We start from the raw sequence: 17,991 nt of genomic DNA on the forward strand, positions 1-17,991 counted from the left end.
TTCCCAAAGCGCTAACTAAAAAGTATCGCGAGTTTAGTTTGTAGAGGGCACTTTCGTGACGAATAAAAAAAGAAGCTTAGGATTGGCTTGTCTAGTAACTGCGAGTTGCATCTCTTTCTCTGCGTCTGCAGATTTTTATACTGGAGCAGCCGTTAGTTATGCTAATGCAGAGCATCAATTCAATAACCAAGGCGCAATAGTCGAAGGCTCTCCTTTCGTCTTACAAGCGCAAGTTGGTTATTTTTTTAATGATTATGTTGCTTTAGAGGCACGATATGGCACCTCTATACAAAGAGATAGTGGCTTAGCTATCGATCAACTGGCTAGCGGCTTTTTAAAGCTAAATATGCCCGTCAGTGGGCGTGTTGCGATGTACGGGCTTGCTGGAGTATCAAGTGTAGAAGTCAACCAACAGGGGGTGGGTTCATCAAAAGAAAATGGATTCAGTTTCGGTTTAGGTCTTCATTACGCATTGGATAACAAGAACGCAGTGGTTTTTGAGTTTGTGGATAATGTTTCAGAAGAAAGTATACGCATGAATACAATGACGATAGGCTTCCAGCATAGATTTTAGTCTTGGCAGAAATGCAACATGAGACCAAATTTTATTGGATATAACTTTTAATAACTCTAACACGGCGAATTTACACGACATGTTCAAAGGATACCTTTCAGTTGCCGCTATAGTTTTGCTAGCAAGTAGCTTTACAGCAAGTGCGTTGGCCCAAAAACCAACACCAGAACAGATCAAAATGTTTCAAAACTTGCCTGCAGATCAGCAAAAATCGCTAGCAGACAAATATGGTTTCTCTGTCCCTTCTCAAAGTGCTAATCAAGGAAGTACTTTCCAAAACCCTCAGGTTATTCAGCCAAGAGATATGAATAACCTGACAGGTCAAAATGATGAGTCAGTAACTAAAACTAGAGGCGATGAAGAACTTAAGCGATTTGGCTTAGACCTATTTTCTGGTTCTCCTAGCACATTCGCACCTATTAGTGATGTTCCTGTACCAGCAAATTACACCGTTGGAGCAGGAGATGAGATCGTTGTTCAGTTATTTGGTAAAGACAACACTACGCACCGCTTACGAGTAAATAGGGCTGGTACGATTAATTTCCCATCGTTAGGCCCGATCCAAGTCGCAGGTTTGTCTTTTTCAGAAGTGAGAGACTCTCTAACCACAAGAGTAAAAGAACAAATAATTGGTGTTCGTAGTGATATCTCAATGGGTGAACTGCGAACTATGCAAGTTTTTGTCATGGGTGATGCATACAAGCCTGGAGCTTACAGTGTAAGTGCTCTAACTACAGTGTCTCAAGCGATCTATTACAGTGGTGGTTTTGGTGAGAGTGGTGCGTTAAGAAATGTCCAATTAAAGCGTGATGGAAAGGTAATTCGTAAGCTTGATCTGTATGATTTACTTTTAAAGGGTGATGCAAGTAATGATGTGCGCTTATTGCCTGGAGACGTTGTATTCATTGGTTCTGTAGGGCCAACAATTACCATTGATGGTGAAGTAAATAGACCTGCAATCTACGAGATGAAATCAGGTGAGAGTTACGACACCGCTATTCGTTTAGCTGGTGGCTTTACTGCTAATGCATATACCGAGCAAGTTGAAGTAAAACGGTATGCCTCAAAAGGTCATCGTGATGCCATTACATTGAACTTTAACAGTTCGACTGTGAAGAGTGCCAAGGTGCATTCTGGTGATGTGGTAGATGTGCAAAGAAAGAGCGAGGAACTTACCCGTTATATCCAAGTGGAAGGTGACGTTAAACACCCAGGTTACCTTGAATGGAAAAATGGTTTGAGAGTCGCGGATCTATTCAGCTCTGTAGATACGGCATTCAACTCAACTGCTGATGTAAATTACGCTGTTGTCGTTCGAGAAGTGAATGCTCAACGAGATATTGAAGTCCACCAAATAAACTTAGCTCAGGCTATCTTGGCACCGAATAGCTCTGATAACTTGAAGTTAATGTCTCGTGATAGAATTCTGGTTTTCAACCGCTTTAACAATGAAGATTTGGACTCTATTTCTGACTCGGAGACGACTAATAAAGTCAAGACCTTAGAGCAAGCACAAGAGCAAGCCCTTAATGAGAAGCGTAAAGAAGAGGCCGTTTTAGATTCTTCTGTAAGTTCTCAAGCAGTAAGTGCTGGAGTATCACAAGTCAACAGTACTAAAGCTAATAGCAGTGAAATTCCTGGCAATTTAGCTCAAGAACAAGAGATAAAAATAATCTTTCGAGGTAAAGAAATCACACAAGATGATTTAGATACTCTCAAACAAAATACTCGCCGCTCTTTGCTAGCTCCGGTTTTACTGCAATTGCAACAGCAATCTCGCCTTGGGGCTGCTCCTGAAATCGCGGAAGTCTTTGGTGAGGTAAAACACCCGGGACGCTACCCAATAGAGGCCCGAACGACTACTTCAAAGCTTTTAGAGGCTGCCGGTGGGCTAACTTACAATGCATATACTATTAATGCAGAGTTGGCACGCACAGTTATCAATAGTGTTGATGAACGTGCTCGTATCGATGTAGAGAGAATAGACTTAAGAAAAGTTATTCAGGGAGATGTTTCTAGCGACGTCATTATTACAGCAAGAGACCGCCTCAACATTTTAGAAAAACCAAACATCAAACTACAAAGTACGGTCGTTTTACAGGGCGAGGTTCGTTTCCCTGGTACATATACAGTGCGTCAAGGGGAAACGTTAGGTGAACTATTGAAGCGCGCAGGTGGCTTAACCGAGTTTGCTCATCCACAAGGAGCAATCTTTACAAGGGAAGCGTTGCGTCTTCAAGAGCAAAAATTGCTTAATCAATACGCTGCTGATATGCGCGCTGAAACGGCTAAGAAAACGTTCCGAGCTGATAGTAACTTGGGATCAGTGATCTCTGATCCAGATAAGACTCTTTTGTTTGTTGAAGAAGCAAGCAAAAGTAAGGCTCTTGGTCGTATGGTTGTTCAACTAGACAGAGTGATTAAAGGCGATAAATCAGCAGACTTTATGCTTGAAGATGGTGACTTCCTCTTTATCCCTACATTCCGTAACACCGTATCTATTATGGGTGAGGTGCAGGTATCAATCACTTACCTTCTAGATAATAAGCTTGACGTAGATGATTACCTAAACAAAGCGGGCGGCGTTAAGAAGCAAGCTGATGAAGACCGTATCTTCGTTGTTAGAGCTGATGGGTCGGTTTACAAACCGAGTTCGGGTTACTGGTTTGGAAATGACAAAGAAGAGCTAAAAGCAGGTGATACGATTGTAGTGCCAATTGATACTGATTACCGCGATGCTCTAAGTACTTGGACTGCTGCAACACAGATCCTATACCAGACTGGTGTAGCGATTAACGCACTTCAGTAACAAAAACAGTCGTGAGTCTAGATGATATCTGGGCTCACGTTTTTTGTTTGTATATATCTGTATTTAATCAATGAGCAATAAGTTAATTGGCTAGGATAAAGTTAAATGAAATCTGAGCAATACCCAAACCTGCCCCCCTATCCTCATACCCATACTCCTGCCGAAGATGAGATAGACCTACGTGAATTACTCTCCGCGTTTTGGCAGGGAAAGTGGATCATTATTGTTACCACTGTCATTTTTGCTGTCGCAGCTGTGGCATTTGCGCTTTCAAAACCGAATATTTACAGAGCAGACGCTCTTTTATCTCCAGCTCAAGACTCCAATGCTAGTGGTCTAGCGGCTATGTCTGGTCAGCTTGGCGGATTGGCGTCACTTGCTGGAGTTAGCTTACCAAGCCAAAGCAATCAAACTGACTTAGCTGTTCAGGTAATTAAGTCTCGTCAGTTTATTGAATCTTTTGTAGAGAAGCATGACATTTTAGTTCCTCTTATGGGGAGTAAAGGTTGGGACATGGGTGCCAACAAATTGATATTAGATGATGAACTTTACGATGAAGGGAAACAAGTTTGGTTGAGAAAACCTCAAGGACTTAAGGGGGCTAAGCCAACAGCACAAGAAGCCTACCGTTTGTTCGTTACTGAGGTTTTGAGTATTGAGCCCGACAAAGAATCGGGTTTATTTAGACTATCGGTGAACCACTACTCACCATATGTAGCTCAACAATGGGTAAACTGGCTGATTGAAGATATTAACCAAGTAATGCGTGAGCGTACAATTCGAGATACCAATAAAAACCTAACTTACTTGAGTGAACAGCTTCAAAAAACGGCTGTGGCAGATATGCAATCTGCTTTTTACAAGTTAATTGAAGAGCAAACAAAAAATCTAATGCTTGCAGAAGCTCAAGAAGAATTCGTATTTAAAGTGATCGACCCTGCTGTAGTCCCAGAAGAAAAAGCATCACCTAAGAGAGCGCTTATCTGTATTGCAGGAACACTACTTGGCGGTATTCTTGGTGTTATGATTGTGCTAATTCGCTTTGTGTTTGCAAAAAGAGACCAATTGGAGTCTAGTGAGACATCGCTGAGTTAAGCGCAGAAACATACAACTAAAACGGTGCATGAACAAGGTTCATGCACCCATGAAAATTATTATTCAAGTTTTACATTAGGTCAGTAATGATGACAAAGAAAAGAGTACTTACGGTATTTGGTACCCGACCAGAAGCAATAAAGATGGCACCTTTGGTTCACGCTTTATCTTCTGATGAACGATTTGAAGCAAAGTGCTGTGTAACAGCTCAACATCGAGAGATGCTAGACCAAGTGCTTGAATTATTTGAAATCAAGCCAGATTATGACCTAGATTTAATGAGAGCAGGCCAGTCACTAAATGATGTGACTGCTCGCATCTTATTGGAATTAAAACCAGTATTGCAAGAGTTTAAACCTGATGTTGTTTTAGTTCATGGTGATACTGCAACTACATTTGCGGCGAGTCTTGCAGCATATTATGAGCAAATTGCAGTTGGTCATGTAGAGGCAGGTTTAAGGACTGGCAACATTTACTCTCCTTGGCCTGAGGAAGCAAATAGAAAGTTGACCGGGGCACTAACGCAATATCACTTTGCACCAACAGAGACATCTCAAAACAATTTGCTGAGAGAAAACTTTGATAAAGAGAACATTTCGGTGACAGGCAATACTGTTATTGATGCTCTTTTGATGATCAAAGAAAAAATCGATCATGATGAGGCTCTTCAACATAGCCTTTCTGAGCAATTTCCATTTCTCCATGAAGATAAAAAGCTAGTACTTGTTACAGGTCACAGAAGAGAAAGTTTTGGTGGCGGTTTTGAGCGTATTTGTGAAGCGTTAGCCTTTACTGCACAGAAGCATCCTGAAGCTCAAATCGTTTATCCAATGCACTTAAACCCTAATGTACGTGAACCTGTAAACCGAATTCTTGCGGGAATAAGCAATGTACATCTGATTGAGCCTCAACAATACTTGCCATTTATTTACTTAATGAATAGGTCTCATATTATTCTTACCGACTCGGGCGGCATTCAAGAAGAAGCGCCTTCTTTAGGTAAGCCCGTGTTGGTCATGAGAGATACAACAGAGCGCCCAGAAGCCGTAGAGGCTGGTACGGTCAAGTTGGTTGGTACTAATGTAGATCGTATCGTTACAGGTTTAACGACTTTGCTTCAAGACGAGCAGGCGTATAAGGAAATGAGCTTTGCACATAACCCTTATGGTGATGGAAAAGCATGCCAACGAATTCTAGATGTTCTAGCAAAATAATTTAATTTAACGAGAAGTATATATGTCTTTTGAAACAGTATCAGTTGTAGGTTTGGGCTATATTGGTCTGCCAACAGCAGCAATGTTCGCATCACGCAAGAAAAAGGTTGTTGGTGTTGATGTTAACCAACATGCTGTAGACACTATCAATCAAGGTAAAATTCATATCGTTGAGCCTGAGCTCGATATGATCGTAAATGCCGCTGTCAAAGAAGGCTACCTAAAAGCTGTGACAACTCCAGAAGCTGCGGATGCGTTTCTCATCGCTGTTCCAACTCCCTTCTTACCTTGTAAAGAAGGTGAAGTTCCTGCACCTGACCTTTCCTATATTGAAGCTGCAAGTAAAGCAATTGCTCCTGTCTTGAAGAAAGGTGACTTAGTTATACTAGAGTCAACCTCACCAGTTGGTGCAACAGAACAAATGGCTGAATGGTTGGCTCAAGCTCGTGCAGATCTTACATTCCCACAGACTCACGGTGAAGGTGCCGACATTAATATTGCTCATTGTCCAGAGCGTGTTTTGCCAGGTCATGTAGTGAGAGAATTAGTTGAAAATGACCGTGTTATTGGTGGCCTTACACCGAAGTGTTCACAACGCTCAGTTGAGTTATACCAAACATTCGTTCAAGGCGAATGTGTTATCACCAATGCACGCACTGCGGAAATGGCGAAGTTAACTGAAAACAGCTCTCGTGACGTTCAAATTGCATTTGCAAATGAGCTTTCTGTTATCTGTGATAAGTTAGATATCAATGTGTGGGAGTTGATCGCACTAGCAAACCGTCACCCTCGTGTGAACATCCTTCAACCGGGTCCTGGCGTCGGTGGCCACTGTATTGCTGTTGATCCATGGTTTATCGTTTCAAAAACGCCAGCAGAAGCTCAGATTATTCATACGGCACGTAAAGTTAATGACAGTAAGCCTGGTTGGGTCGTCGGTAAGACTAAAATGGCTATTGCAGACTTCCTGCAAGAGAATACTGATAAAACAGCCAAAGAGGTTAAAATTGCATGTTACGGCTTAGCTTTTAAGCCTGACATCGATGACTTACGTGAAAGCCCTGCAATGCAGATTGTAAAAGAAATTGCTTCTTTCCATATGGGGAATGTAATTGCAGTTGAACCTAATATTCATCAATTGCCAAGTTCATTGGAGCAAGTTGAGCTTCAGAGCTTTGACGCTGCAAAGTCGACGGCTGACATTCATGTCATGCTTGTTGACCACAAAGAATTTAAAGTTGAGTCAATAAACTCACCATACTTAGTAGATACCAAGGGGATTTGGTAATGAATGCTATTTTGCCTTTAATCGGTCGTACCGAAGCCTTATTCACACAAGATATTGAAAATTATGAAGCAGAGCTGTCACGTATTGTTTCTGCGTCAAGTTTCCTTGTTCTGGGCGGCGCTGGCTCAATCGGACAAGCCGTAACTAAAGAGATTTTCAAACGTAACCCTAAGAAGCTACATGTTGTCGACATTAGTGAAAACAATATGGTAGAGCTTGTTCGAGATATCCGTAGTTCATTTGGTTACATTGATGGTGACTTCCAAACATTTGCTTTGGACATTGGTTCTCTAGAGTACGACGCATTCATTAAAGCCGATGGTAAGTTCGATTATGTATTGAACCTATCTGCGCTTAAGCATGTTAGAAGTGAAAAAGATCCTTATACATTGATGCGCATGATCGATGTAAATGTTTTTAATACCGACAAAACAATTCAGCAGTCTATTGATGCTGGTGCGAAAAAGTACTTCTGTGTTTCAACAGATAAAGCTGCAAACCCTGTTAACATGATGGGGGCGTCAAAGCGCATTATGGAAATGTTCCTTATGCGTAAAAGTGAGCAAATGGCAATCTCAACTGCTCGCTTTGCAAATGTGGCATTCTCTGATGGCTCGCTGCTACACGGATTTAACCAACGTATCCAAAAGCGTCAACCTATCGTAGCCCCAAACGACATCAAGCGTTATTTTGTTACTCCTCAAGAGTCGGGTGAACTATGCTTAATGTCTTGTATCTTTGGTGAAAACCGTGACATTTTCTTCCCGAAACTGAGCGAAGCTCTGCATCTTATTTCGTTTGCAGATATTGCGGTGAAATACCTAGAGCAACTTGGTTTTGAACCTCACCTATGTGAGACAGAAGAAGAAGCACGCCAACTTGCACATACGCTGCCAGAGCAAGGTAAGTGGCCATGTTTATTTACTGCAAGTGATACAACAGGTGAAAAAGACTTCGAAGAGTTTTTTACAGATAAAGAAGAGCTGGATATGTCTCGATTCGAAAATCTGGGCATCATCAAAAATGAACCTCTTTATGAGCAAGAGCTTCTTACTTTGTTTGAAAGCAGCATCTCTGAGATGAAAGGTGAGCGAGCTTGGACTAAAGAGCAGATTGTGAAACTGTTCTTTACCATGATCCCTGATTTTGGGCACAAAGAAACGGGTAAATACCTCGATAGCAAGATGTAAGTGGAGCATTCGATGAAAGCGACATCTATTGTTGAATTTGTGAGAGATACTTACAAAACAGACGAATTTATTCCCTTACATGCACCGACGTTCGATGGCAACGAAAAAGCGTACGTAATGGAAACGATTGAAAGTACATTTGTTTCTAGCGTCGGTAAATTTGTTGATGATTTTGAGAGAAAAATTGAAGCTTACACTGGTACGGCTAAAGCTGTAGCGACAGTGAATGGCACTGCAGCATTGCATGCTGCATTGTACATGGCTGATGTTCAAAGAGGTGACCTGGTTATTACGCAAGCTTTGACTTTTGTTGCAACCTGCAATGCTCTTTATCATATGGGGGCTGAGCCTATTTTTCTGGATGTATCTCCAGTGAGTTTAGGGTTGTGCCCTAAGGCTGTGGATACATTTTTAGAAGAGAATGCTGAAGTCACAGACGCGGGGTGTATCCATAAAAAAACAGGTAGAAGAATCAAAGCCGTTATACCAATGCACACGTTTGGTCACCCTGTAGAGCTTGATGAACTGGTTGCCGTTTGCTTGAAATGGAACATCACGTTGGTTGAAGATGCCGCAGAAAGCCTAGGCTCGTTCTATAAGGGCAAACACACCGGTACTATTGGTGATTTTGGTGCTGTCAGCTTCAATGGCAACAAGATCATCACCACAGGCGGTGGTGGCATGGTGTTATGTAAGACTCAAGAATTAGGTGTGCGTACTAAGCATGTCACGACGACAGCAAAAGTTCCTCATCCGTATGAATTCTTCCATGATGAACCTGGCTTTAACTACCGCATGCCTAACCTGAATGCTGCTCTGGGATGTGCACAGATGGAAGTTATCGAGCAGTATTTGAAGCAAAAGAGATTGCTTGCAGAACGCTATAAAAACTTCTTCAAAGGTACAGATTTTAAATTTGTCACTGAGCCAGAGTATGCGAAGTCAAACTATTGGTTAAATGCAATCATTTGTCCGGATAAAGAAAGTCGCGAAGAGGTACTTAAAGGCACAAATGGTTCAGGCGTGATGACTCGACCTATTTGGCAGCTCATGCACAGACTACCTATGTTTGAGAATGCAATACGTGGTGACCTAACTTACTCAGAGTTTATTGAGGCGCACCTAATCAATCTTCCAAGTACTCCAGTGGAAATCAAAGGCTAAGTAGGTTTAATACATACATGACGCAGACACATAAAAAGGTTGCGGTCTTTACTGGTACAAGAGCAGAGTATGGTCTGCTCTTTTGGCTTTTAAAGGACATACAAAGCGATCCTGACCTAACACTTCAATTGCTTGTTTCTGGTATGCACCTATCACCGGAATTCGGTGATACTTACAAACAAATTGAAAAAGATGGCTTCAATATCGATGAGAAAATAGAGATTTTGTTGTCTTCTGATTCCGCTGTAGGTACAGCGAAAAGTATGGGGCTGGGGGTCTTAGGGTTCGCCGATGCCTTGTCGCGACTAGCACCAGATGTTCTTGTCATTCTTGGGGATCGCTTTGAAGCGCTCGCTGCAGCGCAAACGGCTATGATACTTCGTATTCCGATCATTCACCTTCATGGTGGTGAAATAACAGAAGGTGCTTATGACGATGCAATTCGTCATGCGATTACTAAGTTGAGTTACCTACATGGTACGTCGACAGACGAATACCGAAACCGAGTGATTCAACTTGGTGAATCACCAGCGCGTGTACGAAATATTGGTGCAATTGGCTTAGACCACCTAAACCGAGCGTCTTTTATGACGGTTTCTGAGTTGAGTGAATCACTAAGTTTTGAGCTCACAAAACCTTATTTTGTTGTTACTTATCATCCTGTTACTCTGGGTAACGAATCTCCAGAGGAAAGCTTTCAATCGCTTTTAGACGCATTGGATGAATACCCTGATCATCAAGTTATATTAACTTACCCTAACGCAGATGACGGGGGTCGACGCATTATCCCAATGCTAGAAGATTATGCGGCAAGTCAACCAAAACGTGTCTTGGCTATTCCATCACTAGGGCAAGTGCGTTATTTGAGCTCGGTAAAGCATGCGGCTGCAGTTATTGGTAATTCGTCGAGTGGTATTATTGAAGTACCAGCTTTTGATGTTCCTACAGTGAATATAGGGGCTAGACAAAAGGGACGCTTGGCCGCAAAAAGTGTTTTAAATACCACTGCTACGAAAGAATCCATCAGTAACGCGATTGGCCTCGCTGTGAGCCGAAAGTATAAAGCTGAAGATGAAAATATTGCTAACCCCTACGGGCAAGGTGATAGTAGCAAGCAAGTCATAGAGATGATTAAAGGACTGGATTTTGATCCTTGTAAGTCTTTTTATGATGTAAACATTGAACCTGACTTAAACAAGAAAGTAGAGTGAGACAATAATGACTTTGATTATTGCCGAAGCGGGTGTAAACCATAACGGTCAAGAAGAACTAGCATTTTCGTTGGTCGATGCTGCTCACAAAGCTGGAGCGGATATAGTAAAGTTCCAAACTTTTAAAGCAAAAAACCTAGTTACCGAAGAGGCTAAGCAAGCTGAATATCAAGTAACGAATACTCAAAAGCAAGAGTCTCAGTTAGCGATGTTAAGCCGTTTAGAACTGTCGTACGAGACCCACCATGATCTCGTCAAATACTGTGATTCGCTTGGTATTGAGTTTCTATCAACAGCTTTCGATTTAGAAAGTTTAGATTTCTTAGTCAATGATCTTGGTTTAACGCGCTTGAAGTTGCCTTCCGGTGAGTTAACGAACGCTCCTCTTGTATTGGCTCATGCTCGTACTGGTTGTGATCTTATTGTATCAACAGGTATGGCAACACTTTCCGAAATTGAGACAGCTCTTGGAGTGATTGCTTTCGGTTATACAACAGATGAAAAAGCAGAACCTTCGATGCTAGGTTTCCAAGAAGCTTATGCATCAGAAGCTGGTCAAAAAGCGCTAAAAGAGAAAGTAACAATTCTTCATTGTACGACGGAATATCCTGCTCCAATGGAAGAAATCAACCTAAGAGCAATGGATACGCTAGGGCGAGCATTTGACTTGGCGGCAGGCTATTCGGACCATAGTGAAGGAATTACGATTCCAATTGCGGCTGTTGCTCGCGGTGCTGTTCTTATAGAGAAGCATTTTACGTTAGATAAAAACATGGAAGGTCCAGACCATAAAGCCTCTCTAGAGCCACAAGAGCTAGAGGCAATGGTAAAAGCCATCCGTCAGATAGAGATTGCATTAGGCTCTAGCGTAAAAACTCCTACAGTTTCTGAAGTGAAAAACAAATCCGTAGCACGCAAAAGCTTAGTAGCAGCAAAGGATATTGAAAAGGGCGAGGAGTTAACAGAATCTAACCTCACAATTAAGCGTCCAGGCACTGGTTTGTCCCCTTATCGCTATTGGGAACTTCTTAGCACTAAAGCAACCAAAGGATACAAAGCAGGAGAGCTGATCATTGAGTGATGAGGTGAATCTTCCTATTGTAATGATTGGTGGAGGCGGTCATGCCTCCGTTCTTGCTGAAATACTGCTTACGCAGGGAAGAGACATACTTGCCGTGATAAGCCCTGAAGATGTCAGTCAACGTTCTGTATTTAAAGGAATTTCCATCCTTGAAAAAGACGAAGATATTCTGAGGTTTGACAAAGACAAGATTCTTTTGGTCAACGGTATTGGAATGATGCCCAAATCCGGCTTTAAGAAAAAAATTAATGAATACTTTCTCTCATTAGGTTATCAATTTGAGACGGTCATCGCTGACAGTGCATTCGTTTCACCTTTTTCTAAAATTGAAATCGGTGCTCAGATTTTACCTATGGCGATGATTCAGACTGGGGCTACAGTGGGGAGCCATAGTATAATCAATACGGGTGCCTTGGTTGAGCACGATTGTAAAATAGGTGCTTATAACCATATTGCTCCTAAAGCAACGTTGTGTGGTCAAGTCGAGACAAAAGAAAGTGTCTATGTTGGAGCTGGTTCAACGGTTATCCAAGGGATATCTATTGGCAGTGGCGCTATCGTGGGGGCTGGTGCTAGTCTCACTAAGTCTTTAGAAGAAAATACCATTGCATATCCTGCTAGAGCAGTAATTAAAACAAATTCTTAGAAAACAAAAGGTAGAATATGAGTCATTGTTGGCAAAAAACGCTGATATCAGAATCAAGCACAATCAAGCAAGCATTAGAAATCATCAACAGCGAAGCATTGCGTGTCGCTGTGGTTGTTGATCAAGATAAAAAGCTTCTAGGCATGATTACTGATGGTGATATTCGACGTGGCTTATTAAATGATCTGGTGTTAACCGACTCGGTTGCCAAGGTGATGAATTCTGAGCCAATTACCGCAGAGCAAGGCGCATCAAAAGAGCACCTTGTAGAGTTAATGGAAAAAAAGCAAATTCTATCGGTTCCATTACTTGACCAAGACAACAAAGTCGTAGGTTTGGAAACTCTTCACAGTGCGCTGAGTAAAGATAAATATCAGAACCCAGTATTCATTATGGCTGGTGGTTTTGGTACTCGCTTACGACCGCTGACGGACAACTGCCCTAAACCAATGTTAAAAGTAGGTGATAAGCCTATTCTAGAAACTGTAATCAAGAGTTTTATTAGAGCGGGCTTCAACAACTTCTACATTTCAACGCACTACATGCCAGAACAAATTCACCAACACTTTGGCGATGGTACTGATTTGGGGGTAAGCATCTCATATGTACACGAAGAGACTCCTTTGGGTACCGGTGGTGCTCTAGGCTTGCTACCTGAAGATATGCCAAGAGATCTACCTTTAATTATGATCAATGGCGATGTGTTGACCAAAGTAGACTTCCAGCGCTTGCTAAATTTCCATATGGAAAATGATGCAGATGCAACAATGTGTGTTCGAGAGTACGACTACCAAATTCCTTATGGTGTTATTAATGGGGACGGTAATCAAATTACCAGCATGGTTGAAAAACCAGTTCAACGCTTTTTTGTTAACGCTGGTATCTATGTTGTGTCTCCTCGAGTGATTCAATCAGTAGAAAAGAATCAGAAAATCGACATGCCTACGTTGCTCGAGCAACATATGGAAGAGAGACAAAAAGTATTGATGTTCCCAATTCACGAATATTGGCTTGATATTGGCCGTATGGATGATTTTAACCGTGCGCAGATGGATATACTGTCTCTGGGGCTAGAGTAATGTTAGATGGTAAAAAAGTGATTGCTGTAATCCCTGCTAGGGGGGGCAGCAAGCGTCTGCCAAGGAAGAATATACTTCCATTGGGAGGAAAACCTCTGATCGGTTGGACAATTGAAGCTGCGCAAAATAGTACTTATATAGATGATATTTTCATCAGTACTGATGACCAAGAAATTGCAGATGTAGCGAGTCAGTTTGGCATAACTGTACCCGAGCTAAGGCCGGAAGAGTTATCAACAGATACCGCAACCACTCAAAGCGTTCTTTTCTATACGGTAGAGAAGTATGCCAAGGAAGCTGATATTGTCGTTTTGCTTCAGCCAACATCACCATTTCGTAGCTCTGACCACATCGATCAGGCTATAGAGTCTTTGGTTGAAAAGTCCGCTTTTTCTGTTGTGTCAGTGACACCATGCGAGCACCCACCTCAATGGGCAAACACTCTACCAGACAATGGTTCGATGAAAGATTTCCTTCGATTGGGTGATGGAAAACGTTCTCAAGATCTTGGGGAAGCACTCCGCTTAAATGGTGCGATATACGTATATGATCTTCATAGACTATTAGCTATAGGTGAAATGGCATATAGAGAAGATACGTATGCTTATAAGATGCCAAACGACGCATCGATTGATATTGATAATCAAATCGACTTCGACATGGCAGAGTTTTTCTTCCAAAAGTATTGGTGTTAAACGATTGCAGCCGTGCAATGCAAATACAGATAACTTTCCGCCTCACTACTCTTAGTGAGGCAAAGTCGTAAACAACGATACAAAACTTTTGCCGTATAAAATCATGAGCTTCGCAAAAAATACATATGTTTACTTGTTTTCTAACATTTTAAACGCAGCAATTCCATTTATTCTCCTTCCTATTTTGACTAGATACCTTTCTCCAGATGAGTACGGTCAAATAGCAATGTTTCAAACAATGTTAACAGGTATTGGTGCATTCATTGGCTTAAATACGGTAGGGGCTGCTAACCGAAAGTTTTATGATGACAACTTAAGTCTCAATGAAACTAGGATGTTTAACGGCTCTTGCTTACAGATACTGATATTCACATTATTTGTCGCTACAGTTGCTGTCATGGTTGCAGAAGGTTTTCTCGCCAATTTTTTATCAATCCCTTCAGAATGGCTTTATCTAGCACTATTGGTAAGTTCGTGCACATTTTTGATCAACTTTAGGCTAGGTCAATGGCAAGTAAGGAAATCTGCGACAAAATATGGTCTTCTTCAAGTAGGAAATAGCATTCTAAATATGTCACTAACCCTTATTTTGATTGTTTTTTATGATGAAGGGGCGAAAGGGCGTATCGATGCATTGTTATATGCTGGGGTGATGTCTGCCACAATTGCTATATTTCTACTTTATAAAGATCAGCTAGTGAGTTTAAGAAGTATTAATAAAGGTCATATTAAGGAAGCCTTGAACTTTGGGATGCCATTGGTCCCTCATGTATTTGGTGCATTCTTACTTACTGCCGCTGATCGTTTTGTTATTAATGATAGGTTGGGGTTAGCCGATGCTGGTATTTATATGGTGGCTGTACAGGTAAGTATGGCACTTACTATTGTATTTGATGCCATTAATAAAGCTTATGTGCCATGGTTGTTTGAAAGGCTAAAGAGAAATGATGAAAAAGAAAAACTAGTAATTGTCAAAAACACATACACTTACTTTTTATGCGTCTTATCTTTAGCTGCTGTGTCATTTTTTATTGGTCCAGCAATGATAACCTTGGTTGTCGGAGACGAATACCAAGCTGCAGGCAGAATTATTGGTTGGCTTTGTTTAGGGCAGGTTTTTGGGGGCATGTATTTAATGGTTACCAACTATATATTTTATGCTAAGAAAACAGGTCGATTGTCATTAGTAACTATTGGATCTGGTCTTCTAAATCTATTAACTATGCTTGTGTTGGTCAACTACTTAGGTATTGAGGGAGCAGCTATCTCTTTTGCCTTCTCGAAGATGATTCAGTTTCTGTTGACTTGGCTGCTAGCTAGTAAGTCTACTCCGATGCCTTGGGGAGTAATCTATGGTACTCGATAAGATTCATTCTAAACTGCTTAATTCAGAGTTATGGTGGGTAAATTAGTATGATCTTCTCTTCTAAAGGTTATCTGAATTTATTAATTATAACCTTGGTGTTATTCTTTTTTTCTAGGCTGAATATAGTTCCGTTGAGCTTTCTTTCTGCATTTAATCATATTTACATTCTTATTTGTGCGTCAGCGTTTTTCCTGGTTATTTTTTTTAAGCCAGTAAAGAAAAGATTCATATCCTTATCTGCTTTATTGTTTGCTTACTCTATCTTTATGATATTTAGGAGCAACCTGCCCCCTATAAACTTGTTACAAACATTCTTCACTTTGAAGTATGTATTTGTGTTCTTTGTAATGGCATATGCACTTACTTATGATAGACAACGCTTACTAAAAGAATATACTCAGTTTTTAACAATCGTTTTACTCGTGTCAGTTTTATTTGTTATTACGGATTATGTATTACCTAATGTACTATTTCCTCTAGCAAAAGATGGCCGAGGTATCATGGGGATAACTCCTGGTTCATTCTTTTCCTCTCGAGTATTGTATTCAGGTTTTCTCCTTCTCTATAGTATCCTCCTCCTATCTTTTAAATTTAATGATACTAGTGGTCGGTATTTTATTTATAAACCTAAAGTTTATTGGTCACTCTTGTTTCTCGCCTTTGTTTTAATTTTTCTGACATTTTCAAGAAAAGAACTATTACTCTTGTTAGGTGCATATGGCCTGACTGCAATGTACAAAAATAAAGGTTTAATTAGATTACTTGGCACTATTGCTCTAGTCGCGATAACTCCTGTCATTTTAGCAGGTTTATGGCTCGTCCTTGGGGATTCTATACAAGCTAACTTCAACGAAAACTATGTCCGTTATAAGATTTTTTATTATGCGATGGAGATATTTGAATATAACTTCCCGTTTGGTTCTGGCCCAGGCACATATGGAACCGTTATGTCCAAAATGTATACTGATGTGTACACCTTCTTTAAGGTAGACAAAGCCATTATTGGTTATGGAAGTCAGATTGAAGGGCCGATCTTTGATTTGTTCTTTGTCTCACTGATCGCTGAATATGGCCTTGGTATAATATTTGTCATGTGGTTTATCTTTCAGCCATTTTTTGCTGAAAAGGATGGATACGTTGACCAAGTTGTCCATGTTCGATTAATCCGCATCAATGCATTCTTGATGCTTGTTGGTATTGGGTCAATGGTGCCTATCATGGGTAATGTGATAGGATTATTGCTTTTCTTTTTATTAGGGATATTGACTTCGAACAACGCTATTTTTGTTCATAGTCGGAAGCGAGCAAATGCATAAAGTCGTAGAAACGCATATTCTTGAAAACAACCTGAGTAACGAAGCTGAGATTTGGCCATTACTCAAATACCAAATGACCCGCCATGTCACTCTTTCCAAAGGGGTTGAGGATATGGAGTTCAAATCAAAGTCATACGTATCTTTATGCATTTCTCTGATTTTGAGCTTCCTAAACTTATTTAGGGCGAGATTCAATAAAAAGGCCACGGCTTACTTTGGTGCATTCTCCCGAGTTTCAATAAATGAGGGCGTGATTTATGATGAATTTGTTTCACCTGAAAAGCAGAAAAAACTTTGTACTTTGTATCATTGCTCAAATTTTGAAGGTGTAAAGCTCCTGACGTGCTTCAAGCGTGGTGTCATCTTTGAAAACCTGATCATAAAACTGCTAGTCGTGTTCATTAAACGTTTTGGTGGGCGTGCACGGACTCCTGAGCTTTCAGAGGAATTCTTCGCCTTATTGAATCAAGAATATGGCGTTTCCAAACAGACAGTAGAAGCCTTTTTACTAGATTACGAAAGTAAGAAAGCTGCGTATACGAAGCTCTTAAAATGGTTAGGCGTTCAAAACGTAGAAATCGTCTCTGCATATACAAAACCAGCCATTGTGAGTGCAGCAAACGGACTCGGCATTAAGACTCTAGAATACCAACACGGCTTACTAGCGCCTTACCACCCTTCGTATCACTATGTTGGTGAAGAACTTTGGCGCAGTAGCATGTTGCCAACCCGTCTGAAGCTTTATTCAAGTTATTGGCAAATGAAAATGCGCCAAGCTAACTTCGTTCCGGAACATGGAATAGAAGTCGAGGGGGCGTTACCCCAAGCTTGTGACGAAGTGAAGAAAGAGGTGTTCAACCAAGTAGGGAATGACAAGTTCTTCATTTTTACAGGACAAGGCATTTGCTATACGGAAGTTGCTGAATTTGTTGCAAGTTTAATCGAACAATTCCCAAGCTACACCGTCGTTTATCGACCTCATCCGCGTGAGCATCAAAATCATACTCAACTCTCTGCACTAGTACAAAACGAAAAATTCAAAGTAATCGACCGAGATGCCTACCAAGATACGCTGATGTTAATTGGTGCATCTAAGGCTCATTTTTCAATATTCTCGTCTTGTCATTTTGAAGCGCTGGAACTTCTTGGCAAAACCTATGTACTTGATGTTGTCGAAAATAACTTAATGAAGGAAGGTGGTGAAGATGAAAACATAGTCTTCATTACCAACGCATCTCAAATTATGGATATCTAGCACGAAAG

The 17,991-nt window shown here is 41.0% G+C and carries 15 protein-coding genes; all 15 read left to right on the plus strand.

The genetic code is table 11. The features are described 5' to 3' along the window. The first annotated feature begins 55 nt into the window (after positions 1 to 55). The 15 genes from GXP65_RS16585 (at position 56) to GXP65_RS16655 (ending at position 17,983) form a co-directional block, all read left to right on the plus strand. Complete coding sequence (locus GXP65_RS16585; protein ID WP_346265909.1) at positions 56 to 574, plus strand: outer membrane beta-barrel protein; 519 nt, start codon at positions 56 to 58, stop codon at positions 572 to 574. 79 nt (positions 575 to 653) lie between these two features. Continuing rightward, positions 654 to 3,383 (plus strand): SLBB domain-containing protein, encoded by a 2,730-nt coding sequence (locus GXP65_RS16590; RefSeq protein ID WP_162093299.1) that lies wholly within the window; start codon positions 654 to 656, stop codon positions 3,381 to 3,383. Between the two features lie 105 nt (positions 3,384 to 3,488). Continuing rightward, complete coding sequence (locus GXP65_RS16595) at positions 3,489 to 4,478, plus strand: Wzz/FepE/Etk N-terminal domain-containing protein (RefSeq protein ID WP_162093300.1); 990 nt, start codon at positions 3,489 to 3,491, stop codon at positions 4,476 to 4,478. A gap of 89 nt (positions 4,479 to 4,567) precedes the next feature. Then, positions 4,568 to 5,692: a UDP-N-acetylglucosamine 2-epimerase (non-hydrolyzing) gene (wecB, locus tag GXP65_RS16600; RefSeq protein WP_162093325.1), complete on the plus strand. Its 1,125-nt coding sequence runs from the start codon at positions 4,568 to 4,570 to the stop codon at positions 5,690 to 5,692. 22 nt (positions 5,693 to 5,714) lie between these two features. Beyond that, positions 5,715 to 6,980: a UDP-N-acetyl-D-mannosamine dehydrogenase gene (wecC, locus tag GXP65_RS16605; protein ID WP_162093301.1), complete on the plus strand. Its 1,266-nt coding sequence runs from the start codon at positions 5,715 to 5,717 to the stop codon at positions 6,978 to 6,980. Further along, on the plus strand, positions 6,980 to 8,170 hold the full coding sequence (locus GXP65_RS16610; protein ID WP_162093302.1) for a UDP-N-acetylglucosamine 4,6-dehydratase: 1,191 nt from the start codon (positions 6,980 to 6,982) through the stop codon (positions 8,168 to 8,170). Before wecC ends, GXP65_RS16610 begins: the two co-directional genes overlap by 1 nt. Before the next feature lie 12 nt (positions 8,171 to 8,182). Continuing rightward, on the plus strand, positions 8,183 to 9,334 hold the full coding sequence (locus tag GXP65_RS16615; RefSeq protein ID WP_162093303.1) for a LegC family aminotransferase: 1,152 nt from the start codon (positions 8,183 to 8,185) through the stop codon (positions 9,332 to 9,334). 17 nt (positions 9,335 to 9,351) lie between these two features. Then, on the plus strand, positions 9,352 to 10,545 hold the full coding sequence (gene neuC / locus GXP65_RS16620) for a UDP-N-acetylglucosamine 2-epimerase (protein ID WP_103413663.1): 1,194 nt from the start codon (positions 9,352 to 9,354) through the stop codon (positions 10,543 to 10,545). A 7-nt stretch (positions 10,546 to 10,552) separates the two neighbouring features. Beyond that, positions 10,553 to 11,626, plus strand: a complete 1,074-nt coding sequence (gene neuB, locus GXP65_RS16625; protein ID WP_162093304.1) for an N-acetylneuraminate synthase — start codon at positions 10,553 to 10,555, stop codon at positions 11,624 to 11,626. Beyond that, the gene (locus GXP65_RS16630; RefSeq protein ID WP_025591383.1) at positions 11,619 to 12,272 is read left to right on the plus strand and encodes an acetyltransferase; all 654 of its coding nucleotides are present in this window, start codon (positions 11,619 to 11,621) and stop codon (positions 12,270 to 12,272) included. Before neuB ends, GXP65_RS16630 begins: the two co-directional genes overlap by 8 nt. 17 nt (positions 12,273 to 12,289) lie before the next feature. Beyond that, a complete protein-coding gene (locus GXP65_RS16635; RefSeq protein WP_025631355.1) occupies positions 12,290 to 13,351 on the plus strand; it encodes a nucleotidyltransferase family protein in 1,062 nt (353 codons plus the stop codon). Continuing rightward, positions 13,351 to 14,046: an acylneuraminate cytidylyltransferase family protein gene (locus GXP65_RS16640; RefSeq protein ID WP_162093305.1), complete on the plus strand. Its 696-nt coding sequence runs from the start codon at positions 13,351 to 13,353 to the stop codon at positions 14,044 to 14,046. Before GXP65_RS16635 ends, GXP65_RS16640 begins: the two co-directional genes overlap by 1 nt. Positions 14,047 to 14,149: 103 nt before the next feature. Beyond that, on the plus strand, positions 14,150 to 15,412 hold the full coding sequence (locus GXP65_RS16645) for an oligosaccharide flippase family protein (RefSeq protein WP_162093306.1): 1,263 nt from the start codon (positions 14,150 to 14,152) through the stop codon (positions 15,410 to 15,412). Positions 15,413 to 15,759: 347 nt separating this feature from the next. Further along, complete coding sequence (locus GXP65_RS16650) at positions 15,760 to 16,728, plus strand: hypothetical protein (protein ID WP_240335011.1); 969 nt, start codon at positions 15,760 to 15,762, stop codon at positions 16,726 to 16,728. Further along, positions 16,721 to 17,983, plus strand: coding sequence for a hypothetical protein (locus GXP65_RS16655; RefSeq protein WP_162093308.1), 1,263 nt, complete (start codon positions 16,721 to 16,723; stop codon positions 17,981 to 17,983). The genes GXP65_RS16650 and GXP65_RS16655 overlap by 8 nt, the downstream gene beginning before the upstream one ends. The last annotated feature ends 8 nt before the right edge of the window (positions 17,984 to 17,991 follow it).

The sequence above is a fragment of the Vibrio sp. LB10LO1 genome (genome assembly GCF_010092875.1).
Taxonomy (GTDB): domain Bacteria; phylum Pseudomonadota; class Gammaproteobacteria; order Enterobacterales; family Vibrionaceae; genus Vibrio; species Vibrio campbellii.

Excerpts from the sequence above, each read along its gene's own strand:
- GXP65_RS16590 (WP_162093299.1), top strand. The coding sequence starts at position 654 with ATGTTCAAAGGATACCTTTCAGTTGCCGCTATAGTTTTGCTAGCAAGT.
- GXP65_RS16595 (WP_162093300.1), top strand. The coding sequence starts at position 3,489 with ATGAAATCTGAGCAATACCCAAACCTGCCCCCCTATCCTCATACCCAT.
- wecB (WP_162093325.1), top strand. The coding sequence starts at position 4,568 with ATGACAAAGAAAAGAGTACTTACGGTATTTGGTACCCGACCAGAAGCA.
- wecC (WP_162093301.1), top strand. The coding sequence starts at position 5,715 with ATGTCTTTTGAAACAGTATCAGTTGTAGGTTTGGGCTATATTGGTCTG.
- GXP65_RS16610 (WP_162093302.1), top strand. The coding sequence starts at position 6,980 with ATGAATGCTATTTTGCCTTTAATCGGTCGTACCGAAGCCTTATTCACA.
- GXP65_RS16615 (WP_162093303.1), top strand. The coding sequence starts at position 8,183 with ATGAAAGCGACATCTATTGTTGAATTTGTGAGAGATACTTACAAAACA.
- neuC (WP_103413663.1), top strand. The coding sequence starts at position 9,352 with ATGACGCAGACACATAAAAAGGTTGCGGTCTTTACTGGTACAAGAGCA.
- neuB (WP_162093304.1), top strand. The coding sequence starts at position 10,553 with ATGACTTTGATTATTGCCGAAGCGGGTGTAAACCATAACGGTCAAGAA.
- GXP65_RS16635 (WP_025631355.1), top strand. The coding sequence starts at position 12,290 with ATGAGTCATTGTTGGCAAAAAACGCTGATATCAGAATCAAGCACAATC.
- GXP65_RS16640 (WP_162093305.1), top strand. The coding sequence starts at position 13,351 with ATGTTAGATGGTAAAAAAGTGATTGCTGTAATCCCTGCTAGGGGGGGC.
- GXP65_RS16645 (WP_162093306.1), top strand. The coding sequence starts at position 14,150 with ATGAGCTTCGCAAAAAATACATATGTTTACTTGTTTTCTAACATTTTA.
- GXP65_RS16650 (WP_240335011.1), top strand. The coding sequence starts at position 15,760 with ATGGCATATGCACTTACTTATGATAGACAACGCTTACTAAAAGAATAT.
- GXP65_RS16655 (WP_162093308.1), top strand. The coding sequence starts at position 16,721 with ATGCATAAAGTCGTAGAAACGCATATTCTTGAAAACAACCTGAGTAAC.